22 protein-coding genes and 1 pseudogene are annotated in these 23,664 nt (G+C 67.7%); 12 read left to right on the top strand and 11 right to left on the bottom strand.

Annotation, left to right across the window (positions count from 1 at the left end; genetic code table 11):
* Positions 1-165 precede the first annotated feature (165 nt).
* Positions 166-723 (top strand): DUF3558 domain-containing protein, encoded by a 558-nt coding sequence (locus tag H7J89_RS18750; RefSeq protein ID WP_264045428.1) that lies wholly within the window; start codon positions 166-168, stop codon positions 721-723.
* The gene (locus H7J89_RS18745) at positions 720-1,262 is read left to right on the top strand and encodes a DUF3558 domain-containing protein (protein ID WP_264045427.1); all 543 of its coding nucleotides are present in this window, start codon (positions 720-722) and stop codon (positions 1,260-1,262) included. Before H7J89_RS18750 ends, H7J89_RS18745 begins: the two co-directional genes overlap by 4 nt.
* A 113-nt stretch (positions 1,263-1,375) precedes the next feature.
* Here H7J89_RS18745 and H7J89_RS18740 read toward each other — a convergent pair whose 3' ends face one another.
* Positions 1,376-1,876 carry a SixA phosphatase family protein gene (locus H7J89_RS18740; protein WP_264046084.1) on the bottom strand — a complete coding sequence of 167 codons (501 nt, stop codon included), beginning with the start codon at positions 1,874-1,876 and terminating at the stop codon, positions 1,376-1,378.
* Between the two features lie 57 nt (positions 1,877-1,933).
* A pseudogene (locus H7J89_RS18735) lies at positions 1,934-2,313 on the bottom strand (DUF222 domain-containing protein); the annotation flags it as partial.
* A 240-nt stretch (positions 2,314-2,553) separates the two neighbouring features.
* On the opposite strand from H7J89_RS18735, the gene H7J89_RS18730 reads away from it, so the two are divergent.
* The 3 genes from H7J89_RS18730 (at position 2,554) to H7J89_RS18720 (ending at position 7,663) form a co-directional block, all read left to right on the top strand.
* Positions 2,554-3,705, top strand: a complete 1,152-nt coding sequence (locus H7J89_RS18730; RefSeq protein ID WP_264045426.1) for a metallophosphoesterase family protein — start codon at positions 2,554-2,556, stop codon at positions 3,703-3,705.
* Entirely contained in the window at positions 3,702-6,323 is a 2,622-nt protein-coding gene (locus tag H7J89_RS18725) for an AAA family ATPase (protein WP_264045424.1), read from the top strand. Before H7J89_RS18730 ends, H7J89_RS18725 begins: the two co-directional genes overlap by 4 nt.
* 98 nt (positions 6,324-6,421) lie before the next feature.
* Positions 6,422-7,663 carry an alpha/beta hydrolase gene (locus H7J89_RS18720; protein ID WP_264045422.1) on the top strand — a complete coding sequence of 414 codons (1,242 nt, stop codon included), beginning with the start codon at positions 6,422-6,424 and terminating at the stop codon, positions 7,661-7,663.
* On the opposite strand, the gene H7J89_RS18715 is transcribed toward H7J89_RS18720, so the two are convergent.
* The 4 genes from H7J89_RS18715 to H7J89_RS18700 form a co-directional block, all read right to left on the bottom strand.
* A complete protein-coding gene (locus H7J89_RS18715) occupies positions 7,650-9,245 on the bottom strand; it encodes an ABC transporter family substrate-binding protein (RefSeq protein WP_264046082.1) in 1,596 nt (531 codons plus the stop codon). The genes H7J89_RS18720 and H7J89_RS18715 overlap by 14 nt on opposite strands.
* A 67-nt stretch (positions 9,246-9,312) precedes the next feature.
* The gene (locus H7J89_RS18710) at positions 9,313-11,151 is read right to left on the bottom strand and encodes a dipeptide ABC transporter ATP-binding protein (protein WP_264045420.1); all 1,839 of its coding nucleotides are present in this window, start codon (positions 11,149-11,151) and stop codon (positions 9,313-9,315) included.
* A complete protein-coding gene (locus H7J89_RS18705; RefSeq protein ID WP_264045418.1) occupies positions 11,148-12,074 on the bottom strand; it encodes an ABC transporter permease in 927 nt (308 codons plus the stop codon). The genes H7J89_RS18710 and H7J89_RS18705 overlap by 4 nt, the downstream gene beginning before the upstream one ends.
* The gene (locus tag H7J89_RS18700; protein ID WP_066952998.1) at positions 12,071-13,048 is read right to left on the bottom strand and encodes an ABC transporter permease; all 978 of its coding nucleotides are present in this window, start codon (positions 13,046-13,048) and stop codon (positions 12,071-12,073) included. The genes H7J89_RS18705 and H7J89_RS18700 overlap by 4 nt, the downstream gene beginning before the upstream one ends.
* A gap of 136 nt (positions 13,049-13,184) precedes the next feature.
* Between H7J89_RS18700 and H7J89_RS18695 the strand changes: the two genes are divergently transcribed.
* Positions 13,185-13,676, top strand: a complete 492-nt coding sequence (locus H7J89_RS18695) for a beta-class carbonic anhydrase (protein ID WP_264045416.1) — start codon at positions 13,185-13,187, stop codon at positions 13,674-13,676.
* Between the two features lie 94 nt (positions 13,677-13,770).
* On the opposite strand, the gene H7J89_RS18690 is transcribed toward H7J89_RS18695, so the two are convergent.
* The gene (locus H7J89_RS18690; RefSeq protein ID WP_264045415.1) at positions 13,771-14,208 is read right to left on the bottom strand and encodes a PaaI family thioesterase; all 438 of its coding nucleotides are present in this window, start codon (positions 14,206-14,208) and stop codon (positions 13,771-13,773) included.
* A 185-nt stretch (positions 14,209-14,393) separates the two neighbouring features.
* Here H7J89_RS18690 and cysD point away from each other — a divergent pair, with 185 nt between their 5' ends.
* From cysD to H7J89_RS18675, 3 genes are read left to right on the top strand one after another with little or no spacing between them, the layout of a single operon-like run.
* Positions 14,394-15,323 carry a sulfate adenylyltransferase subunit CysD gene (cysD, locus tag H7J89_RS18685; RefSeq protein ID WP_264045412.1) on the top strand — a complete coding sequence of 310 codons (930 nt, stop codon included), beginning with the start codon at positions 14,394-14,396 and terminating at the stop codon, positions 15,321-15,323.
* Complete coding sequence (cysC, locus tag H7J89_RS18680; protein WP_264045409.1) at positions 15,323-17,173, top strand: adenylyl-sulfate kinase; 1,851 nt, start codon at positions 15,323-15,325, stop codon at positions 17,171-17,173. Before cysD ends, cysC begins: the two co-directional genes overlap by 1 nt.
* 58 nt (positions 17,174-17,231) lie before the next feature.
* Positions 17,232-17,717, top strand: a complete 486-nt coding sequence (locus H7J89_RS18675; RefSeq protein WP_067202291.1) for an Rrf2 family transcriptional regulator — start codon at positions 17,232-17,234, stop codon at positions 17,715-17,717.
* Between the two features lie 21 nt (positions 17,718-17,738).
* On the opposite strand, the gene H7J89_RS18670 is transcribed toward H7J89_RS18675, so the two are convergent.
* Positions 17,739-18,128 carry a VOC family protein gene (locus H7J89_RS18670; protein WP_264045406.1) on the bottom strand — a complete coding sequence of 130 codons (390 nt, stop codon included), beginning with the start codon at positions 18,126-18,128 and terminating at the stop codon, positions 17,739-17,741.
* 9 nt (positions 18,129-18,137) lie between these two features.
* Positions 18,138-18,551: a VOC family protein gene (locus H7J89_RS18665; RefSeq protein WP_264045404.1), complete on the bottom strand. Its 414-nt coding sequence runs from the start codon at positions 18,549-18,551 to the stop codon at positions 18,138-18,140.
* A gap of 61 nt (positions 18,552-18,612) precedes the next feature.
* On the opposite strand from H7J89_RS18665, the gene H7J89_RS18660 reads away from it, so the two are divergent.
* On the top strand, positions 18,613-19,491 hold the full coding sequence (locus tag H7J89_RS18660) for an LLM class flavin-dependent oxidoreductase (protein ID WP_264046080.1): 879 nt from the start codon (positions 18,613-18,615) through the stop codon (positions 19,489-19,491).
* 14 nt (positions 19,492-19,505) lie between these two features.
* Here the strand turns inward: H7J89_RS18660 and H7J89_RS18655 are convergent, their stop codons facing one another.
* On the bottom strand, positions 19,506-21,221 hold the full coding sequence (locus tag H7J89_RS18655) for an NAD-binding protein (protein WP_264045402.1): 1,716 nt from the start codon (positions 21,219-21,221) through the stop codon (positions 19,506-19,508).
* A 155-nt stretch (positions 21,222-21,376) separates the two neighbouring features.
* Between H7J89_RS18655 and H7J89_RS18650 the strand changes: the two genes are divergently transcribed.
* A complete protein-coding gene (locus tag H7J89_RS18650; protein WP_264045400.1) occupies positions 21,377-22,672 on the top strand; it encodes a tetratricopeptide repeat protein in 1,296 nt (431 codons plus the stop codon).
* A 10-nt stretch (positions 22,673-22,682) separates the two neighbouring features.
* On the top strand, positions 22,683-23,219 hold the full coding sequence (locus H7J89_RS18645; protein ID WP_504928408.1) for an NUDIX domain-containing protein: 537 nt from the start codon (positions 22,683-22,685) through the stop codon (positions 23,217-23,219).
* A 45-nt stretch (positions 23,220-23,264) separates the two neighbouring features.
* On the opposite strand, the gene H7J89_RS18640 is transcribed toward H7J89_RS18645, so the two are convergent.
* On the bottom strand, positions 23,265-23,588 hold the full coding sequence (locus H7J89_RS18640; protein WP_264045398.1) for a DUF732 domain-containing protein: 324 nt from the start codon (positions 23,586-23,588) through the stop codon (positions 23,265-23,267).
* Between the last annotated feature and the right edge of the window lie 76 nt (positions 23,589-23,664).

Here is a 23,664-nt window from a genome sequence, read left to right as displayed (position 1 = left end):
GGGTCGCATACGGCGCGTCCCGCGGTGGGCAGCAGCCGCCGGATGGCCCAACCCGCGTGGGGGCGCCTGAAACGCCTGCTCAGGCGCGTCGGTGGTTGACCCGCTGAGCTGCCGCTACAGTGCATCGTGTGGACCGGCAGCAGGCTGAGCAAAAGCAGGGTAGCGGTGCGGCGTAACTCGAGGGCGCTGGCCGGTGCGGCGTTAGCCTTGGCGTTCCTGGTCCCCGCGGTCGCGGCGTGCTCCGATTCGGGGGGCAACAAACCGGGGGCGACGTCGTCGACGGCGCCGGGGAATTCGGAGGGACACCACGGGCCGATGTTCCCCCAGTGCGGCGGCATCAGCGATCAGACGGTGGCCGAGCTGACCAAGGTAACCGGGCTGATCAACACCGCCCGAAACTCCGTCGGCTGCCAGTGGCTGGCCGGAGGCGGCATCCTCGGTCCGCACTTCTCCTTCTCCTGGTATCGCGGCAGCCCGATCGGGCGTGAGCGCAAGACCGAGGAACTCTCGCGCGCCAGCGTCGATGACATCAACATCAACGGACATGGCGGCTTCATCGCGATAGGAAACGAGCCGAACCTCGGTGACTCGCTATGCGAGGTGGGCATCCAATTTCAGGACGACTTCATCGAGTGGTCGATCAGCTTCAGCCAAAAGCCGTTCCCGCCGCCATGCGACATAGCCAAAGAATTGGCGCGCCAGTCGATTGCGAACTCCAAATGACCAGAAGTAGCGTGCGCGTCGTGGTAGCCGTCTTGATCGCGGCGTTACTGGTGTTGACCGGCTGTTCGAGGTCCGTCGCCGGCAACGCCGTGAAGGCGGGCGGCCCCACGCGCAACAACAACTCCCAGCAGCAGTATCCGAACCTGCTCAAAGAGTGTGAGGTGCTCACCAGCGACATCCTGGCCAAGACCGTGGGTGCCGACCCACTCGACATCCAGAGCACGTTCGTCGGCGCCATCTGCCGGTGGCAGGCGGCCAACCCCGCCGGGCTGATCGACATCACCCGGTTCTGGTTCGAGCAGGGCAGCCTGGGCAATGAACGCAAGGTCGCCGACTTCCTGAAGTACAAGGTCGAGACGCGCAATATCGCCGGGATCGATTCGATCGTGATGCGCCCGGATGACCCGAACGGCGCATGCGGAGTAGCCAGCGACGCGGCCGGCGTGGTCGGGTGGTGGGTCAACCCCCAGGCGCCTGGCATCGACGCCTGCGGTCAGGCCCTCAAGCTGATGGAGCTGACGCTGGCCACGAACTCGTAGTTCAGCGCGGCGACGATGCGGCCCGCGCAGCGGGGCGAGGAGAAGCCGCGCAATCAATCAGCGCGGCGACGATGCGGCCCGCGCAGCGGGGCGAGGAGAAGCCGCGCAATCAATCAGCGCGGCACCTCGAAGCCGATCAGTGCCGCGCGGCCGAGTTCGAGGTCTTCCCATCCGGACGGCACGGCGAGCACCGCGATCGCCGACGTCGGGAACTTGGCCGAAATTCCCTCGGCCGCAGTGGTATCGGTGCCACTGCCGGCCAGGCCGAGGGCCACGGCGGACATCGTCGGCTCATGTCCGACGACCAGCAGCGTCTTGACGTCGTCGGCGACGGCGTTGATCTCCTCGATCATGGTGCCGGGCGCGGCGCCGTAGAGCCGCTCGCTATAGCGCACCGGGGCATCGATGCGCGTGTTGGCCAGCGTCTCCCGGGCACGAGTCGCGGTGGAGCACAGGACGGCGTCGATGGCGGGCGCGTTGGCGCGCAGCCAATCACCGGCGAGTCCGGCCTGCTTGATGCCGCGGGAGGCCAGCGGCCGGTCGTGATCCGTGACCCCCGCCGGGTAGTCGGATTTCGCGTGACGCATCAACAGCAACGTGCGCTGGCCTTTCACGGGAGCCACGCTAACCCCTATGCCGCGTCGTCGTCATCGTCGCCGTCACGCAGGAGTGCCCAGTGTGCCCGCACGTTGGGCGGCGGCGGTCGCGGGCAGCAGCGGCGCCAGCGGTTCGCCGGTCAGCCCGTGCCGCGGACCCAGGTCGTGGCTTCCCGCACGCGCCGGGACGCCTCCGCGCGGCCGATCAACGCGGCCTCGGCGATCGCATGCGGCAGCGTTCCACCGAGTTCTTCGGGGGTGGCTTGGTGGGCCAGGTTGTTGATCAGCGGATGCTCCACCGCCTGTAGCTGCCGGCGGAGGCGCTCGCAACGCTCCAAAAAGTCCAGACACTGCTGGGTGTTCGACGTGTCGAACGACAGCTCACAGGCCCGGTCCAAGTCGGCATCTAGCGCGTCGAAAACCTCGACCGCGTCGTCATGCCTACTTGGACCCATACCCCCAAACTAGCCACCCCCACCGACAAAAAGGCCCCAGAAATCGCCATAGATGCACACTCGCGGAAAAGGTTTCGCATCCGCTGATGCCGTTCGTGTCCGCATCGGGGGAGCGGTCCGAAAAAAAGCCGCAAAGTACCCGCTCGGAGACCTGCCGGGCGAGGTCCCGCGTCTTGTCGGTGCGCGGACTTAAGCTCGCAATGCCCTGGTAACCACGCAGTTCGAAAGGGGGTCACCGCCATGCGATTCCTGCACACCGCCGATTGGCAGCTCGGCATGACCCGGCATTTCCTCGCCGGTGACGCCCAGCCGCGATACTCCGCGGCGAGGCGGGATGCGGTGGCCGGTTTGGGGGCGCTGGCGGCGGAGGTGGGTGCCGAGTTCGTCGTGGTGTCCGGTGATGTCTTCGAACACAACCAGCTTCCCCCGCAGGTTGTCGGCCAGTCCCTGGAAGCCATGCGCGCCATCGGGATTCCCGTCTACCTGCTGCCGGGCAACCACGATCCGCTGGACGCATCCTCGGTCTACACCAGCGCGCTGTTCACCGCCGAATGTCCCGACAACGTGGTGGTGCTCGACCGGGCCGGCGTACACGAGTTGCGGCCCGGGCTGGAGATCGTCGCCGCGCCTTGGCGGTCCAAAGCCCCGACGACCGACCTGGTCGGCGAAGTCCTCGAGGACCTGACGCCGGAACCGGTCACCCGGATCCTGGTCGCCCACGGCGGGGTCGACGTTCTGGACCCTGATCGCGACAAACCCTCCCTGATCCGGCTCGCCGCGCTCGACGACGCGCTGGCGACCGGCACGGTGCACTATGTCGCGCTGGGGGACAAGCATTCCCGCACGCACGTCGGCAACAGCGGCCGGGTCTGGTACTCCGGTGCGCCCGAAGTCACCAACTTCGACGACGTGGAATCGGACCCAGGCCACGTCCTCATCGTCGAGATCGACGAAGCCGATCCGCGCCGCGCCGTCACGGTCGAATCCCGACACGTCGGCCGCTGGCGGTTCGTCACCATGCACCGACAGGTCGACACTCGCCGCGACATCGCCGACCTCGACGTCAACTTGGACTTGATAACCGAAAAGGACCGCACCGTGGTGCGGTTGGCGCTCACCGGGTCGCTGACGGTCACCGATCGCGCCGCGCTGGACGCCTGCCTGGACAAGTACGCGCGGTTGTATGCCTGGCTCGGCCTGTGGGAACGCCGCACCGACCTGGCGGTGATCCCGGCCGACGGCGAATTCAGCGATCTCGGTATCGGGGGATTCGCCGCCGCGGCGGTCGACGAGTTGGTGGCGACCGCGCGCGAGGGCGACTCCGAGACCGCCGTCGACGCGCAAGGCGCGCTGGCGCTGTTACTACGCCTCACCGATAAGGGCGCGGCATGAAGTTGCACCGCCTGACCCTGACGAATTACCGCGGCATCACGCACCGGGAGATCGAGTTTCCCGACCATGGCGTCGTCGTGGTGTGCGGTGCCAACGAGATCGGCAAGTCATCGATGGTCGAAGCCCTGGACTTACTGCTGGAGTCCAGGGACCGCTCGACGAAGAAGGAAGTCAAGCAGGTCAAACCTACCAACAGTGATGTCGGCTCCGAGGTGAGCGCCGAATTAAGCTGTGGCCCTTATCGATTCATCTATCGGAAGCGGTTCCACAAGAAATGTGAAACCGAACTGACGATTCAGGCCCCGCACCGCGAGCAGCTCACCGGCGACGAGGCGCATGAACGCGTCCGCGCGATGCTGGCCGAGACGGTGGACAGCGATCTCTGGCATGCCCAGCGGGTGCTGCAGTCCGCCTCGACCGCCGCGGTGGATCTGTCGGGCTGCGACGCGCTCTCGCGCGCGCTGGATGTGGCGGCCGGTGACACCGGGGCGCTGTCGGGCGCAGAGCCGTTGCTCATCGAGCGAATCGACGCCGAATACGGACGTTATTTCACCGCCACCGGGCGTCCGACGGGCGAATGGGCCGCGGCGATCACGCGACTAGCCGACGCAGAAGCCGCGGTCGCTGAGTACGCGGCGGCGGTCGCCGAGGTCGACGAGCGGGTGTGCCGGCACGCCGTCCTGACCGAACGGGTCGCGGATTTGTCACAGCAGCGCATCGCTGCCCGCCCCCGGCTCGCCGCCGCTCAGGAGGCCGCGGAAAAGATCGACGAACTCACCGGCCAGGCGCGCGAGGCCGAATTGATCGCCGCCGCCGCAGCTGCGACGAGCGCCGCCGCGACAACCGCCCACCACTCACGCCTGCAACTGCTTGCCGAAATCACCACCCGCACAACCGTCGTCGCTACCGCCGAGGCGGAAGCGCAGGCCGCCACTGACGCGCGCGACGCGGCGCGCGCCGAGGCCGATGCCGCCGACGCCGCGACTCAGGAGGCCGCCGCGGCCCTCGCTGACCTGCAACTCCGCGTCGAATCCGCCCGGCGCGCCGTCGCTCAGCAAGCCGAACGCGAAGAAGCCGACCGGTTGAGCGCCCGAGTGGCCAAGATCGAGGCCATCCAGCGGGACCGCGATCAACTGTGCGCGGCACTCAGCGAGATCGCCATCACCGAGCAGCTGTTGCGGCGAATCGAGAACGCCGCCGCCGCGGCGGATCGCATTGGCGACCAGTTGGCGTCGACGTCAGCCGCGGTCGAGTTCACCGCCGCCGCCGACATCGAACTCTGTATCGGCGACCAACGAGTCTCGTTGTCCAAGGGCCAAACCTGGTCCATCACGACTACCGGACCCACCTCGGTCCAGGTCCCAGGCGTACTGACCGTGCGGGTCAGTCCGGGCGCAACGGCGCTCGACGTCCAAGCGAAACATACTGCGGCACAGGAGGAATTGGCCGCGGCGTTATCCGCTGCTCGGGTAGCCGACCTAGCCGCCGCTCGATCTGCCGACCAGCATCGCCGCGAACTGCAGGGCAGTCGCGACCAGCTGAGCGCAACCCTGGCCGGCCTGTGCGGTGACCAGGAGATCGACCAACTGCGCGCGCGACTCGCAGAGCTGCGTGCCGCGCAGCCGGCCGAGGCCGGCCTCCCCCCGGCGGACGTCGGTGCGGCCCGCGACGAACTCGATGCAGTCGAGAAGGCTCACCTGGCCGCGATGGCGGAGTGCGACGACCGCCGTCGGACCGCCACCGCCGAAGCCGCCCGGCTCACCGAGTTGGCTACCCGGGCAACGGTTCTCCACAACACGTTGCAGACGCAACTCGGCGAGCTCGGTGCCGCCACCGACCGGCTGGCCCGGGAGCGGGCGTCGGCGGGCGATGACGAGCTCGCGGCCTCGGCGGACGCGGCGCTGCAAGCGGCGCGGGCCGCCGAACGTCGCCACGCCGAGCTCGCCGACGGGCTCGCAGCGGCGAATCCGGACGCGGTGCGCAGCGAATTGGCCTCTGCTACAAAGGAAGCCGAGGAATTGCGCGAACGCTACGAAGAGGCTGCGCGCGCATTGCGCGAGATCACCATCGAACTCTCTGTGTTCGGCAGTGAGGGACGCCAGGGCAAGCTCGATGCCGCGGAAACCGAACGCGAGCACGCCGCCAGCGAGCACATCCGGGTCGGCAGCCGGGCCCGCGCGGCGCGGCTGTTGCGCTCGGTGATGACCCGCCATCGCGACACCACGCGGCAGCGGTACGTCGAGCCCTACCGCGCGGAACTGGAACGGCTTGGCCGGCCGGTGTTCGGGCCCACGTTCGAGGTCGACATCGACAGCGACCTGTGCATCCGCAGCCGCACGCTCGACGGCGTCACGGTGCCCTACGAATCCCTCTCGGGCGGGGCCAAGGAGCAGCTCGGCATCCTGGCGCGGCTGGCCGGCGCCGCCCTGGTCGCCAAGGAGGACGCCGTCCCGGTGGTGGTCGACGACGCGCTGGGGTTCACCGACCCCGATCGGCTGGCGAAGATGGGGGAGGTGTTCGACACGGTGGGCACGCACGGTCAGGTGATCGTCCTCACCTGCAGTCCCGACCGGTACGACGGCGTCAAGGGCGCGCACCGCATCGATCTCAGCGCCTAGCGCCAACCCGCTGAGCTGCGTCGAACCCCGCCTGTGGACCGGCGCGGCGGTGGCCGCCGGCCATCCCGGCAGAATGGGATCATGGCGGGCCGACACCGATGACGATGAATGCGAAGCGGCGCCGGATGCAGGAGAAGCTTGCGGCGTTACCCGGTGTGCGGCCCGTGCGTCGGCCGATCTCGCCGGAATCCGGCGAAGAGTTCGATCTGTACTACGTGCGTACCGGCCGTAAATCAGCGCACCCGCTGGTCATCATCCCGGGCGGTCCCGGCGTGGCGTCGGTGCAGATGTACAAGGGCCTGCGGCGCCGTGCGGCCGCGGCCGGCCTGGACGTCATCATGATCGAACACCGCGGGGTGGGTATGTCGCGCCACGACGACTCGGGCGCGGACCTGCCCCCCGAAGCCATCACCGTGAACCAGGTCGTCGACGACATCGCCGCCGTGCTCGACGACGCCCACGTCGACTCGGCCGTCATCTACGGCGCGTCGTACGGCACCTACATCGCCTCCGGGTTCGGTGTGCGCCATCCCGGCCGGGTGCGGGCGATGATCCTCGACTCTCCGCTGCTGTCGCGGCATGACATCGTGATCGTGCGCCGCGCGATCCGCCGGCTCCTGCTCAGGGGCGATAGTCCCGAAACCGCCGCGCTGGCGCCCAAAATGCGCAAGCTCGTCGACGCCGGGGTGATGACCGCGGCGGCCACCCAGGTGGTGGCGACGATCTACGGTTACGGCGGGGCCGACCTGCTCGAGCGCGAACTCGACCTGCTGCTGGATGGCCGAAAGCTGTTGTGGTGGGCGATGTCCCGGTTCACCACCCTGAGCAACCTGCCGTATCGCTATGAGGAAGACCTGGTGAGCCGGATCGCGTTCCGCGAACTCGACTACGCGGCCGAACCCGACGGGCTTCCGCTGGACCCGGCCGTGGCGGAACGCGAGGCCCGCACGCAGACGGCGACTTTCGAGGACGAGCCCTATGACCTGGTGGCCGAGATGCCGCATTTCGGCTGGCCCACCGCGGTGGTTTCCGGCGGCCGCGATCTCATTACCCCGCCGGCGGTCGCCGAGCGCGTGGCCGCACTGCTGCCTCGCGCGGTGCTGTTGAAGCTGCCCACCATGGCGCACAGCGCGCTGGACTTCCGCGAGCCCGCCGCGATCGCCATCGCCCAGGCGGTGTCGCGGGGCGAATTCGACGGCCTTGCCGCGAAAGCCGCGGCGCTCGACGCGCTTCCGCCGCGCCCCGAGCTGCGCCTGCTGTGGAAGGCGATCGGCGTGGCCGCCGCGGTGGAGGGCATCCTGCCGATCCCGGCGCCGCTGCGCCGGGTCAGCCGCGCATGAACCCGATGGCGGTGTAGCGCAGGTCGCCGAGCCCGGCGGCGCCGAAATTCGCCAGCGTGCTGCGGACCGCGACGTCGCCCGGCGATTGCGTCAGCGGCAGGCTGAACCCCTCGGCCCAGATGAGCTTGTCGAGATCGTTGGCCAGCGCGCGCGCCTTGCCGGGGTCGAGTTCTTCGAGGGTCCGTTCGATCGCCGAGTCGATCTGCGGGCTGCCGATCTTGCCGAAGTTGCTTTCCCCACCCGATAGGTAGATCTGGGTCAGCGCCGAGAGCGGGAAAGCGTCGCCGAGCCAACCGAATTGGGCGATGTCGAAATCACCGACGTTGATGTAGTTGGTGAAGAATCCGCTGCCGGACCTGGACACCAGGTCGAGCTTGACGCCGATCTGGGCGAGGCTGTGCTGGGCGATCTGGGCGAACTGCCGGCTGCCCTGGGCGTCATAGAACAGATCGCGGATGACCAGTGGGCGGCCGTCTTTCTCGCGGAACTGGCCGTTGAGCTTCCAGCCCAGCGCGTCGAGCTCCCGCCTGGCCTCGTCCGGGTCGTAGGGGACGACCGCGCTGTTGTCCTGATAACCCTTCTGCCCGGCGACATAGATGTGGTTGCCCAACGCCACCGGATCACTGGTGAGGCCGTATTGGACGACCTTGGCGATGGTGCGCCGGTCGATGCCCTTGGCGACCGCGAGGCGCAGCGGCTTGTCGGCCAGGATCGACCCGGGCGCACCGTTGAACGTGAAGTGAGACCACGCGGGTGCGGGGGCGCGCCGGATCGAGATTCCCTTTGTGCGCTGCGCGATGGTCAGCTGGTCGACCGTACCGACGCCCGACGCGTCGATGGTGTTGTTCTGCAATGCGGGCAGCCGCGCGGCGTCATCCAGCACCAGGTAGGTGATGTTGTCCAGGCGCGGACGGGCGCCCCACCATTTTGGGTTGCGGGACAGCACGATTCGTTGGGTGGTCCGGTCCAGCGACGTGACGATGAAGGGGCCGGCCGACGGGCCGGGCCCATCGAGTTGGCCCTTGTTGAACGCCTCCGGCGTGGCGGTGACGCTCTTGGGAAGCAGCATCCCGTTGCCGGCGAACATGCCGCGCCACTCGGCGTACGGTTTGGCGAAGGTCATGACGGCCTGCCGGTCGTCGACACCCCGGGTGACCGACGCGACCCGGTCGGCACCGCTGGGTCCTGCGATCTCGAACGTCTTGTCCGCTCCGCTCAGCGCATGGATCTGGCTGGCGATGTCTTCCCACGTGATCGGGGTACCGTCGGACCAAACCGCCTTCGGGTTGATCGTGTAGGTCACCACCTGCGGTGCGGTGCCGGTGAGTTCGACGCTGGTGAAGTAGTCGGTGTCGACGGTGGTCGAGCCGTCGGCGCCGATGATGAATGCCCGTGGCAACGTGGCCTTCATCATGGCGGCCACTTCGGCCGAATTGCCGTCGATGTGCAGGATGTTGAAGTTGGGCGGGAAGTCGCTGAGCGCGAGCCGCAGGCTGCCGCCGTCCCGCAGGGTGGCGGGATCCTGGGGATTGATATCGCTGGTTGTGCCGATCTCGGCGGCGTTGCGCCCGGTTTCCGGCATGACGTTGATGGCCGGGGAGCATCCGGAGACCGCAAGCGCCACAACGACAAGCGCCGTCGCGACCCGCCTAGACACGTTTGCCCGGATCCGGTTGTGGTACGGCGCCCAAGAGCCGCCGGGTGTAATCGTGCTGCGGATTGCCGAACACCTGCCGGCTGTCCCCCTGCTCCACGATCGCGCCGGCATACATCACCACCACCTGGTGAGCGAGGTGTTTGACCACCGAAAGGTCATGGGAAACGAACAGATACGACAGGCCGAACCGCTCCTGCAGGTCGAGCAGCAGGTTGATGATGCCGGCCTGAATGGAGACGTCGAGGGCGGACACCGGCTCGTCGAGCGCCAGGATCTTCGGTTGCAATGCCAGCGCCCGGGCGATGCCGATGCGCTGCTTCTGCCCACCGGAGAACTCGGCCGGATAGCGGGCTGCGTCGGCCCGGCGCAACCCCACGATGTCGAGCAGCTCTGCGACGCGCGCGTTGGTGTGATCTTTGTCGAAGCCGTTGGCCAGCAACGGTTCGGCGATCAGGTCGAACACCGGCAGGCGGGGGTCCAGCGCGGCCACCGGGTCCTGGAACACCACCTGAATGTCGCGTCGCAACGATCGCCGGTGAGAGGCGCTCAGGGTCGCGACATCGGTACCGAGCACTTCGATCGAGCCCGATTGCGGCGCAACGAGTTCCAGGATTTCGTGCAGGGTGGTGGACTTGCCCGAGCCGGACTCGCCGACGATGCCTAGCGTGCGGCCCCGGCGCAGCTCGAAACTTACGCCGTCGACCGCGCGGACCTCCCCGACGGTGCGGCGTAACACCACGCCCCTCGTCAGCCGGTACGTCTTGACCAGATCGCGCACGCGTACGACGACCGACGAGTCGCCGGATTCGGTTCGGGGGGCCTCCGTGTTGACCCCATAGATGTCCGCGGCGCTGCGCCCGTCCACCCGGTCGGTGCGGATGCACGCCGCGCGGTGATCCACCCCGACCGGGAGCAACTCCGGTTCGTCCGCTCGGCATTCGTCGATGGCCAGAGGGCAGCGCGGCGCGAAGGGGCAGCCGGGCTCCAGCCCCACCAACGACGGGGGCGCGCCCGGGATGGGGACCAGCCGAGTGCCCTGGGCGGCGTCCAGCCGCGGAACGGAGCCCAACAGCCCGACGGTGTAGGGCATTTGGCGATCGCGGTAAAGGTCGTGCACCCCGGCGGATTCGACGACCCGGCCGGCGTACATCACCAGTGCCCGGTCGGCGAACTCGGCGACCACGCCCAGGTCGTGGGTGATGATCAGCACCCCCGCGCCGGTGACGTCGCGCGCCGTCTTGAGCACCTCGAGGATCTGCGCCTGCACGGTGACGTCCAGGGCGGTGGTGGGTTCGTCGCAGATCAGCAGATCCGGGTCGTTGGCGATCGCGATCGCGATGACCACCCGCTGCCGTTCGCCCCCGGACAGCTCGTGCGGAAACGCCCGGGTGCGCCGTTCCGGCTGCGCGATGCCCACTAGCTCGAGCAGTTCCACCGCGCGCCGGCGGGCGGCGTTCTTGCCCACGTGCGGCTGGTGAATTTCGATCGCCTCGGCGATCTGGTCGCCGACGGTGTAGACGGGTGTCAGCGCCGACATCGGGTCCTGGAACACCATCCCGACCGTCTTGCCGCGGAACCGTGACATCGCATCGTCCCCGAGGCCCAGCAACTCGGTGTCGTGCAACCGCACCGAGCCGCGCACCCGCGCGTACTCCGGCAGCAGGCCCACCACCGCCATCGCCGAAACCGATTTGCCCGAGCCCGATTCGCCGACCATGGCCACAACCTCGCCCGGGGCGATGCTGTAACTGATGCCGCGCACCGCGGTAACCGGTTCGCCGTCGGTCGGAAAGGTGACGGCCAGGTCGGTCACCTCCAGCAGCGCGCTCACCGGGCGCCACCTCGCAGCATGCCGCTGCCCGGGTCCAGGGCGTCGCGCAGGCCGTCGCCGGTCACGTTGGCGCACACCAGGATCAACACCAGCACGCCCGCCGGGAACAGGAACACCCACGGGAAGGTGGTCGCGGACTGGGTGCCATTGGCGATCAACGTGCCCAGCGACACGTCGGGCGGCTGAATGCCGAAACCGAGAAAGCTGAGCCCGGTTTCGGCCAGGATGGCCGAGGCGACGTTGAGGGCGGCGTCGATGATCAAGATCGAGGCCACATTCGGTACCACGTGGCCGAGGATGATACGACGGCTGGAAACACCCATGTACCGTGCGGCCCTGATGAATTCGCGTTCACGCAGACTCATGGTCATGCCGCGCACCATGCGCGAGCTGATCATCCAGCCGAATCCGGCCAGCAGCAAGACGAGCATCAGGATGTTGGCCGAGCTCTTGGTTCGCGGTGTGACGATGGCGATGAGGATGAAGCTGGGCACCACCAGCAGCAGGTCGACCAGCCACATCAGCGCCCGGTCGCGCCAGCCGCCGAAATAGCCGGCGATCGAACCGACCGTGGCGGCGATGCCGGTCGAGATGACCGCCACACAGACGCCGATCAGCATCGACTTCTGCATGCCCCGCAGGATCTGCGCCAGCAAGTCCTGCCCCAGCGCGTTGGTGCCCAACCAGTGCCGGCTGTTCGGGGGTTGCAGCAGCGCGTCGAAGTCGAGGTCGTCATAGGAATACGGCAGCACCGCAGGCAGCGTGTAGCAGCCGACGAACAGCAGCACCAGCAGCGTGAGCGACACGACCGCCAATCGGTTGCGCAGGAACCTGCGTAGCACGAGTGTCCGGCGCGAGGTGAACTCCGATGCCTTGGGCGCCGAGAGGCCCTGAGCGCCTTCCACTTTGGGTTCGGTCGTCATGACACCCGCACCCTCGGATCAAGAGCGGCGTAGAAGACGTCGGAGAGTAGGCCAGCCAGCAGCACCACCGTGCCCGAGAACAGCGTGATCGCCGCGATGATGTAGGTGTCCTGCGTGGCGATGCCCTGTACCAGCCATTCACCCATGCCGTGCCAGCCGAAGATCTTTTCCACGAACACCGCACCGGTGACCAGCCCGGCCACCCCGTAGGCGAACAGGGTGGCCAACGGTATGAGCGCCGTGCGCAACCCGTGCTTGACCAAGGCGCGGCGTCGGGTGAGCCCTTTGGCGCGCGCGGTGCGAATGAAATCCTGGCCCAGAACGTCGAGCATCGCGTTGCGCTGATAACGGCTGTATCCGGCCGCGGCGGCCAGCGTCAGGGTGAGCGTGGGCAGGATCAAGTGCCGCAACCGGTCCACCAAATGGTGCCCGAGCCCGCCGCTCACCCCCGGCGAGGTTTCCCCGGTGTAATCGAAGAGGTGCACACCCAAAGCCCAGTTCACCCGCAGCGCACCCAGGATCAACAGGCTGGCGATGACGAACGTCGGGGTGCTCAGGACCAGCAGCGCCACCATGGTGACGAGGCGGTCACTGAGTCGGTACTGGCGGATGGCTCCCCAGGCGCCGGCCACGATGCCCAGGACCGTGCCGGCCAGCGACCCGACGACCAGGAGCCGCAGGGTGACCCCGACGCGGCGCCAGAGTGTCGCGCCGACGGGCTGTCCGGTGATGGTCTTTCCGAAGTCGCCGCGAACGGCGTGCGACGCCCACTGCGCGTAGCGGATCGGTATTGGCTTGTCCAAGTTGAGCGCATGAGCTTTCGCGTCGATCACCGACTGTGGGGGACGCGGACTGCGCTGCAACAAGCTGTCCAGTGGCCGGAACGCCACCGACGTCAGGCAGAACGTCAGAAAGGACGCCAGCGCCAGCAGCACGACGTAGTTGAGCAATCGGCGCGCCAAGAAGCGGATCATCCCCGACCGCACCGCCCGCCTCGCATTGGGACAGGTTAACGAGCCGGGCCCGTCCTTGTGATCCGGCTGATTCTCATGAGTGAATTACGGGTGGTTCGTTGCTAATTTCAGGCCGCGATATCCCGAGGAGGCGCGCGTGACGGTTACCGATGACTACCTGGCCAACAACGCCCAATACGCGAGCGGCTTCCAGGGCCCGCTGCCGATGCCGCCGAGCAAACACGTCGCGGTGGTCGCGTGTATGGACGCCCGGCTCGACGTCTACCGCCTCCTCGGCCTCAACGAGGGCGAGGCGCACGTCATCCGCAACGCCGGCGGAGTCGCCACCGACGACGTCATCCGCTCGCTCGCGATCAGCCAGCGGTTGCTGGGGACCCGCGAGATCATCCTGATCCACCACACCGACTGCGGGATGCTCACCTTCACCGACGACGACTTCAAGCGCGCCATTCAGGAGGAGACCGGCGTCAAGCCGCCGTGGGCCGCCGAGGCCTTCCCCGACGTGGGCGAGGACGTCCGGCAGTCGCTGCGCCGCATCGAAAACAGCCCGTTCGTGACCAAACATGTCTCGCTTCGCGGGTTCGTCTTCGACGTCGCCACGGGCAATCTCGAGGAAGTGACGCTCTAGCCGACCTTGCGCTCTAGCCGACCCCTTCGCCGAGCGTGATGTTAGGGCGACAAATTGGCCATATCTTCGCCCTGAGTGCACGTTCGGCGACGCTCTAGCCGACCTTGTAGGTGGCGAGGGCCTTCGCTAAAAGCTGGCCCTGCGCGTCGACGATCTCGGCCTCGCAGTTGACCAGCGACCGGCCGCGCCGCAGCACCCGGCCGACGCCGATCACGTCGGTGGCCCGGGCGGGGGCCATGAAGTCCAACGTCATCGACACGGTTACGCCCCGCAGTTCCGGTGGCGCCTCGGCCCCGCACCACGCCGCCGCCATGACGGTCACATCGGCGAGTGTGGCGATAGCGCCTCCATGGACCATGTCGCCGAGGGTGACGTTGGACGGGTCCCATGGCAGACGCAGCCTGACCTCGTGCTCTTCGAGTTGGTCGGCGACGATGCCCAGCTTGGCGACGAACGCCGATTGGGGGAGGAATTGCGCGATGACGTCGCGGCCGCTCGGTGGTGGGCCGGCGGGTGGAGGGTCGGAGGTCATCCGTTCATGCTGTCGCATCAGGCATCGGCCGGAAAAGGGTTGCCGCCGGTCTTGACCCGATACGTCGCGTGGCCGTCCTCCGCGCCGTGAGGCGGCCCCACTTGACAACCGACGGCGTGAACTGGTGCCATGGAGGGCAAAGCTGCCAAATATGACCGACTCAACCAGGTTTACCCGAGGAAGCTATGACCAGCGATCTGAAGGCGGCCCCCGCCGCCGGCCAGTACGAGTTGAGCCATCTGCGCTCGCTGGAGGCCGAAGCGATCCACATCATCCGGGAGGTGGCCGCCGAGTTCGAGCGGCCCGTGCTGTTGTTCTCGGGGGGCAAGGACTCCATCGTCATGCTGCACCTGGCGCTGCGGGCGTTCCGGCCCGGGCGGTTGCCGTTTCCCGTGATGCACGTCGACACCGGCCACAACTTCGACGAGGTGATCGCCACCCGTGACGAACTGGTCGCCGAGCACGGGGTGCGCCTGGTGGTCGCCTCGGTCCAGGAGGACATCGACGCCGGGCGCGTCGTCGAGCCGAAGCAGGGACGCAACCCGATCCAGACCGTGACGCTGCTCCGCGCGATCCGGGAGAACAAGTTCGACGCGGCGTTCGGCGGAGCGCGCCGCGACGAGGAGAAGGCACGCGCCAAAGAGCGAGTGTTCAGCTTCCGCGACGAGTTCGGCCAATGGGACCCGAAGGCGCAGCGGCCCGAGCTGTGGAACCTCTACAACGGCCGGCACCACAAGGGCGAACACATCCGGGCCTTCCCGCTGTCGAACTGGACCGAGTTCGACATCTGGTCCTACATCGGCGCGGAGAACATCGGGCTGCCCTCGATCTATTACGCCCACCGGCGCAAGGTGTTCCGCCGCGACGGCATGCTGTTGGCGGTCGACCGGCACATGCAGCCGCGCGACGACGAGCCGGTGTTCGAAGCGACGGTGCGTTTCCGCACCGTCGGGGACGTCACCTGCACCGGCTGCGTGGAATCGGAGGCCACGACGGTGGAGGAGGTCATCGCCGAGACCGCGGTGTCCCGGTTGACCGAACGGGGCGCGACCAGGGCCGACGACCGAATCTCGGAGGCCGGGATGGAAGACCGCAAACGGCAGGGGTACTTCTGATGGCCACGCCCACCACGCTGCTTCGCCTCGCCACAGCGGGTTCCGTCGACGACGGCAAGTCCACGCTGATCGGCCGCCTGCTCTACGACTCCAAGGCCGTCATGGAGGACCAGTGGGCGGCGGTGGAACAGACGTCCAAGGATCGTGGCCACGACTACACCGACCTGGCGCTGGTGACCGACGGATTGCGCGCCGAACGCGAGCAGGGCATCACGATCGACGTCGCCTACCGCTATTTCGCAACTCCCAAGCGGAAATTCATCATCGCCGACACCCCGGGCCACATCCAGTACACCCGCAACATGGTGACCGGCGCGTCGACCGCTCAACTGGTGATCGTGCTCGTCGATGCCCGGCACGGCCTGCTCGAGCAGTCCCGCCGGCACGCCTTCCTGGCCTCGCTGCTCGGCATCCAGCACATCGTTCTCGCCGTCAACAAGATGGACCTGATCGGTTGGGACAGAGACAAATTCGAGGCCATCCGGGACGAATTCCACGCCTTCGCCGCGCGCCTGGATGTACACGACGTGGCCACCATCCCGCTTTCCGCGCTGCACGGCGACAACGTGGTGACCAAATCCGACCAGACGCCCTGGTATGAGGGTCCGGCACTGCTGTCGCACCTGGAGGAGGTCTACATCGCCGGTGACCGCAACCTGGTCGACGTGCGATTCCCGGTCCAGTACGTCATCCGGCCGCACACCCGCGAGCATCAAGACCACCGCAGCTACGCCGGCACCGTGGCCAGCGGGGTCATGCGTGCGGGAGACGAAGTCGTCGTTTTGCCGGTCGGCAAGACCACCCGCATCACCGCGATCGAAGGGCCGAACGGTCCAGTGGAGGAAGCGTTTCCGCCGATGGCCGTGTCGGTGAGCCTGGCCGACGAGATCGACATCTCGCGCGGTGATCTCATCGCCCGCAACAACAATCATCCCCGGGTCACGCAGGAATTCGATGCGACCGTGTGCTGGATGGCTGACGACGCGGCACTGGAGCCCGGCCGCGACTACGTAATCAAGCACACCACCCGTACCACCCGCGCGAGAGTGACCGGGCTTGACTACCGCCTTGACGTGAATACCCTGCATCGCGACAAGTCCGCAACTGCGTTGCAGCTCAACGAGCTTGGTCGAATCTCGCTACGTACCCAGGTGCCGCTGCTGCTCGACGAATACACCCGCAACGCCAGCACCGGTTCGTTCATCCTCATCGACCCGCACACCAACGGCACCGTGGCCGCGGGCATGGTGCTGCGCGACGTCTCGGTGCAAACGGCGAGCCCCAACACCGTGCGGCACAAGTCGTCGGCCGTCGCCGAAGCCCGGCCGCGGGGCAAGACGGTGTGGTTCACCGGCCTGTCCGGTTCCGGCAAATCGTCGGTAGCGATGCTGGTCGAGCAGATGCTTCTCGAAAAGGGCACGCCCGCTTACGTTCTCGATGGCGACAACCTGCGCCACGGTTTGAACGCCGACCTGGGCTTCAGCATGGCCGACCGCGCCGAGAATCTGCGCCGGCTGGCCCACGTGGCCGCGTTGCTCGCCGACTGCGGCAACGTCGTGCTGGTGCCGGCGATCAGCCCGCTGACCGAGCAACGCGAGATGGCTCGTAATGTGCACGCCGCCGCGGGGTTCGACTTCGTCGAGGTGTTCTGCGATACCCCGATCGAAGAATGCGAGCAGCGTGACCCGAAGGGGCTGTACGCCAAGGCCCGCGCGGGCGAGATCGCGCACTTCACCGGCATCGACAGCCCGTATCAGCCACCGGCCAACCCCGACCTGCGGCTTACGCCGGACCGTACCGTCGAGGAGCAGGCGCGCAGCATCGTCGATCTGCTCGAATCGCGGGCTTAGCGCACCGCCACAGCCCGGCTGCACCGGAATCCGCGCGCCGAGTGGCACAATCCTGAGAGTGCGCATGTCGGCGAAGGCGGAGTACGCGGTGCGGGCCATGGTCCAGCTCGCCACGGTCCCCAGCGGGGCATTGGTGAAAACCGACGACTTGGCCCAAGCGCAGGGCATACCGCCGCAATTCCTCGTCGACATCCTGACCAACCTGCGCACCGATCGGCTGGTGAAGAGCCATCGGGGCCGCGAAGGCGGCTATGAACTGGCCCGTCCAGGAGACGAGATCAGCATCGCCGACGTATTGCGCTGTATCGACGGGCCGCTGGCTAGCGTGCGCGACATCGGGCTGGGGGACCTGCCCTACTCCGGTCCGACCGCGGCGCTCACCGACGTCTGGCGGGCGTTGCGTGCCAGCATGCGGTCGGTGCTCGAGGAGACAACCCTGGCCGACGTCGCCGCCAATGCCCTGCCCGAGCATGTCGCGCAATTCGCTCACGACTATCGGGCACAGGAGAGCGTGCGGCACGGCACACCGCACGCCGGCGAGTAGGCGCCGCCGCCCGCGGGAGCGTCAGCCTCCCGACCCGTACGGGCGGGTGAGAATCTCCATGGCATGTCCGGAGGGATCGCGGAAGTACACGCCGCGCCCGCCGACCCGGTGGTTGATCTCGCCGGGCCGTTTGGCGCCCGGGTCGGCCCAGTGCTGAAGGCCGCGCGAGGAGATCTTGCCGTAGATCGTGTCGAATTCCTCTTCGGACACCAGGAAGGCATAGTGCTGTCGCGGGATCTCCCCGCCCTCGGAAGCATCCGCGTAGTCCAGACTGGCGCCGTGCTCGAGTTCGACAACCATGAAGTGGCCGAACGGCTTTGGGCTGGGCAGCCCGAACAGTTCGGTGAGGAACTCCGCGGACTCGCGCTTGTCCCGGGCCGCGACGATCGTGTGGTTGAAACTGATGGACATGGCCTCCTCCTACTTGGGTGCCGTGAGCTCCAGGGCGATGTTATCGGGGTCGCGGAACTGCAGGATGTACGACGGTCCGATGTCTTTCACGGGCTCGTGCGCGACGCTGAGTTCATCGAGATGCGCTGCGGCGGAGTCTAATTCATCCTTGCTGCCGACCCGGAACGCGATGTGGTCGAGCCCGGCGCGGTCCTCGTGGAAGCGGTCGGTGGCTACCGGCCGCAGTCCCAGCAGCGTGCCGCCGAGGTCATAGATGACGCCACCGAACAGGAAGCTCAACTGCTTGCGGGTGGCTTCGTCGGCGTTGTCGGGCACCTCGAGCAGGACCGGCCAACCGAACACGCTCTCGTAAAACTGTCGCGATCGTTCGATATCGGTGACGGTGAGCCGGACGTGCGCGATGGAACTGCTGGTGAAACCCATCTGCTCCATGCTGCCACTTGCACCACCGGCCCATGCCAGAATCGCCGTCGTGCGGATTGCGATGACGCTGCCGGTGATGGAGCCGGACTTGGACGCGGGAGTTTTGGAGAACTGGGCGCGCGCGATTGACGCCGGCCCGTTCTCGTCGCTGTGCTGGGGCGAGCGCATCGCGTTCGACAACCCGGACAATCTGACTCTGCTGGGCGCGCTGGCGGCCTGGACGAACCGGGTGCGGCTGCTGACCACCGTGATCGTGCCGCAGCTGCACGACCCCGTCATGCTGGCCAAGGGCCTGGCGACCGGCGACATGCTGTGCGGCGGGCGGTTGAGCGTGGGCATCGGCGTGGGCGGCAGGCACGAGGACTACCACGCCGTCGGCGCCGATCCGGCGACACAGACCATGCGCGAGATGGCCGAGCGCGTCGCGGTGATGAAGCGGGTGTGGGCCGGGGAAAAGCTCACCGAGTCGGTCCTGCCGGTGGGGCCGGCGCCGGTGCAGCCCGGCGGTCCGCCTCTGTTCGTCGGGAGCATCGGCCCCAAGACCATCCGCAGCGCCGCGTCCTGGGCCGCCGGACTGGCCGGAACCACGCTGGATCTGGACGTCGCCAAGCAGAACGAGCTTTTCGACGTCGCGCGCGAAGCGTGGGCGCAGGCGGGCAAGGGCAAGCCCCACCTGGTGACGTCGTTCTGGTTCGCGTTCGGGTCGCAGGAGCAGGCCCGGGCCCAGGTGCATCGCCACCTACGGCGCTACATGAACTGGATACCGGCGGAGTACGTCGACGCCATGGCGCCGACGACCGGATGGGCCGGCTCCGAGGACGAGCTGCTGGCGGTGCTCCGCAAGTTCGAGGACATCGGCACCGACGAGGTACAACTCATCCCGACGAGCGCGGACGTCGACCAGCTGAGCCGCGCGGCGGACGTGGCCGGCCGGCTTTGACCGATTACTAGCCACTAGGCCGACGCGCGCTCGTCGCCTGCGGCCGGCTGCTGGGGCGGCTGCCCCTTGCGCAGCGTCGCCAACAACTCGCGATACGGGCCCACGAGGTAGACGGTGTCGCCGCCACGAAGCCAGGCGTCCCGCCGCGGGTGCAGCTCGACGGGCGCGTCCTGGCGGGTGATCGCGATGACCCGGGTCTGGGTGGACAGTTCGAACATCTTCAGCCCGTCGAGCTCGCTGCCCGGCGCCACGTGCATTCCGCCGATCATGAACGAGCGCTGCCCGACGGAAAATGTGCCCAGCACTTGCAGGCCCATCGCGGCGCCGATGAACCATGGTGCGGCCAGTTCGACGGTGGACCGCACGTTTTCGAATCCGAACCGCTGCGCCACCGCGGCACCCAGCTCGCGGTCGTAGACGCGCAGCACCAGGGGAACGTCCGGACGCACGACTTCGGGCTTCACCCGGGGCCCCAGCATCTCGCGCAGCACGATCCCGGTCTCGATGTTCACCATGTCGTCCTGGGTCAGCACCGCCACCGCGCGGGCGTGCTCGACGCGGGCGGCCTCGAGCGTCTGGCGCAGCGTCGCGTCCCCGAAGATCACCGGCACGTCGAGGTCGGCCGCCGCCGACAGGAAGCGGTTGTTTTCGTCCCGCTCGATCACGGCGACGTCGTATCCCGCTGACCTGAGGTCGGCGACGACGCGGCTGCCGAACGAACCGAGCCCGACCACGATGACGTGATTGCGCAGATGGCGCGCCCGGCGCCGGCCGACGGAGTGGGCGAAGCGCCGCGATATCAGCAGGTCGGCAACGAAAGCGACGAGGAGCGCGGTGGTTGTGACGCCGGCGAACATCAACATGATGCTGAACAGCCGCAGCCAGGTCGGCTGGTGGAGGAAGCTGAAATCGCCGTAACCGACCGTCGCGATCGTCTCGGTGCTGAAATACAGCGCGTCGAGCCAGGTCATCCTCGGACCCGGCTGGTAGCTGAACCGCAGGATCACCGTCGACCCGATCAGCAGGCCCGCCGCGGCCAGCAACGCTCGGGCGAACATCGGGTTGACGTCGTCGCGCAGCGCGCGCGCACTGTCGAGCATCCGCCGCAGCCGGGGCAGGCGATAGCGCGTCACGGTCGGCCGCGGGACCGCGATGCCGCGGTCGGCCAATTCCTCGGCGGTCCCGATCATCGCGGTCCAGTCACCGGCATGCACCGACAGATCGCGGCCTGGACAGGACACCACCTCGCCCGGGGTGGCGCAGTTCTCGCCGTGAATCACCGCCACGGGCGCCAGGTCACCATAGATTTCGCGCAGTGTCGCGCTATACGGCGCTTCGGCGCCGGAGACGACGAATTCGATGCCCGCCGCCTCGAAGGGGTGCACGGTGTGCGCCAGACACGCCTCGACGACCGAGGGCGCGGCGAGGTCGGCGACGTCCAGGATCGCGCCGGGACGCTTGTCGGCGGCCATCGCCGTCCGCAGCACATCGTTGCCCAGCCGTGCCACCACGCGCACCCGAGGGTTGGCTTTCCTTGCCAGCAATGCGATTTCGAGGTTGGTCGCGTCGTCGTCGCCAACACAAATCACGGCGCGAGCGCGGGTCACCTCGGCGGTGTCGAGCTCGCCGGCGGTTTGGAGCTTGACGATGTGCACACCGGCGTTGTTGAGCTCCTCGACGATCGTGTTCGCCAGCGCGTCGTCACCACTGACGATGATGTGCCCGCGCATGGTTAGGCACGCTTCGGGTCGTCCGGCATGACCCCCACCTCTGCTGACGTTGGAATTTGTCCCTATGACTATCGGGCACCGTGCCGATTCATGCCAGCGCCACACCGGCCGCAGAGTGAATTGCCACGGGGCCGCAGGAGAGATTCGATAGCGGTATGACGCCGCCGGAACTGCCCGGGCCGCTCGCTGCCTTGACCCGGCTCATCTCGGAGCGCATCGCCGCGGCCGATTTCGCCGGGGCGTTGCCACTCATGAACGAGCTGGTCGCGGTCTGCCGCCCGATCCTGGGGGAGCGCCACCCCAACGTCCTGGACATGAAGCTTGCGCTGGTACACCTGCAGCTCCAAATGGGAGACCAGGCCGGGGCCTATGCCGTCCTCGAGCAGCTGGTACCCGAGTTCGAGGAGGTGCTCGGTTGGGATCACATCACCACGTTGACGGCGCGCCACATGTTCGCGGACCGGCCCCAGCAGGAAGCGCGCGCCGCGCTGGCCGAATGGTCGCAGCTGCTGGCCGACGAAGAACGCGTGCTGGGCGAAGAGCACCCCACCGTGCTGACGTCCATGGACCGCGTGGCGCACAAGCGCAAGGAGCTTGGTGACTATCCGGGTGCCATCGCCGAGGGCGAGCGCGTCCTTGCCGCCCGGCGCCGGGTGCTCGGCGACGACCACGAGGACACGTTGGGCATGCGGTTGTCGCTGGCACAATGGCACGGCGAATCGGTGGACGGCGCCGGCGCCGTGGCTGAGCTCGAGTCGCTGGTCGAGGTGATGCGCGAAAAGCTGGGCGACGACCACCGCCACACGCTGATCGCGCGGCACACCATCGCGCTGTGGGAGCCAGAACCCGTGGACTACGGGGACAAGGTGGCTACCTGGCAGGCCCTGCTCGCCGACGAAGCACGGGTCTTCGGCGAAGACAATCCGCTCACCGTCGCGGCCGGGGAGGAACTGGCGAAGTGGCGGGACCGCGCCGAGGACCACCGCTGGGTGGCCGAGTTGCGCGGCCGGGTCGAAGAAGCCGGCAAGCGCCGCCTCAGCGCCAAAAGGCAAGCCACGCAGCGGTTTTCGGATGAGGAATACCTGCGATGCTGGCTTGCCGAGCGCGGGGCCCAATTCCCGGTCTGGGCAGGTCATTACGGCGGCGATGCCGTGTGGGACTTCTCGCCGGAATCCCTTGACGCGTTGGAGGAGCTCGTCATTCAGAAGGCCTCGACACCCGAACAGCTCCTGAACGAAGAGCGGAATGAGCCGTTCGTCGATGGCGCCGTGTGGTACCTCGGCGAAGTGCTGCGGCGCGGCCGGTCCCTGCCGTGGCAATACACGCGTGGCGATACGGCGGATCCCACCGTCGGGCACGTCGACGTGTTCGAAGTCCTCACCCGGGCGCTGCACTCCGTCGACCGCGGCGCCCTGCGCCGCACGTACGACCGCTTCACGGCATCCCAGTGATACTGGGTTGGTGCCCTTCATCGAATGCGTCGCGTCCCGCGAGATCTATCGGAGCCAATGGATGGTGCTCCGCGAAGACGACATCCGTCGGCCGGATGGCAGCCCCGGCATCTACGGCGTGGTGGACAAACCTGACTATGCGCTGGTGATGCCGTTCGACGGGCACCGCTTCCGGCTGGTCGAACAGTTCAGGTATCCGCTCGGGGAGCGGCGGTGGGAATTCCCACAGGGCACCGCTCCCGGGTTGGCGGACACCGACCCGTCCGAGTTGGCCGAGCGTGAGCTGCGCGAGGAAACGGGATTGAGCGCGACGTCATTCGAGGTGCTCGGCCAGCTCGACGTCGCTCCGGGCATGACCAGCCAGCGCGGCTGGGTTTTCCTGGCCACCGGAATCGCCGAAGGGGAGCCGAATCTCGAGCACGAGGAACAAGACCTGCGCAGTGCCTGGTTCGCCCGCGAGGAGGTCGAGCAGATGATCCGGTCGGGAGTGATCGCCGACGCGCAGTCCGTCGCCGCCTACAGCCTGTTTCTGCTGCGGCGACCATGAACAATGCGGGGGCCCGCCGGGGCCCCCGCACTGTGGTGGTCGGTGTCAGGCCGACGTGACGTACTGCGGGCAGTAGGCCGAAGCCGCGTCGACGGCGAACGTCTTGGAGCCCTTGGTGCTCAAGCCGGTCGCCTTGGCCACGGCGCTGATGACCTCCTTGCTCGAGTGGCCCTGGTCGAGCGCATTGCAGACGGCGTGTGCGTCCTTGATGGCGACCGAAGCGCTCGGCGGGGTGATGCCATCCGATGCCAACTGGGCGAGGAACGCGTCATCGACCGAGCTCGCGCCCGCCGTGCCGGCGAGGCCGAGCGCGGCCAGGCCCAGGGCGGCGGTGCCGACGACGGAGGCGGTGAAACGGCGAGGGAACATCGGGGTCTCCTTGTGCTGAGGTGGATTCTTCTGGCGGACGCGGAGTGCGTTGATCACAGAATCAGCACGGGGCCTT

It is taken from the genome of Mycobacterium paraffinicum (assembly GCF_025822865.1).
GTDB classification, from domain to species: Bacteria; Actinomycetota; Actinomycetes; order Mycobacteriales; family Mycobacteriaceae; genus Mycobacterium; species Mycobacterium paraffinicum.
Note: the sequence above shows the minus strand (reverse complement) of the source record. Positions and strands in the feature narration are given on the sequence as shown.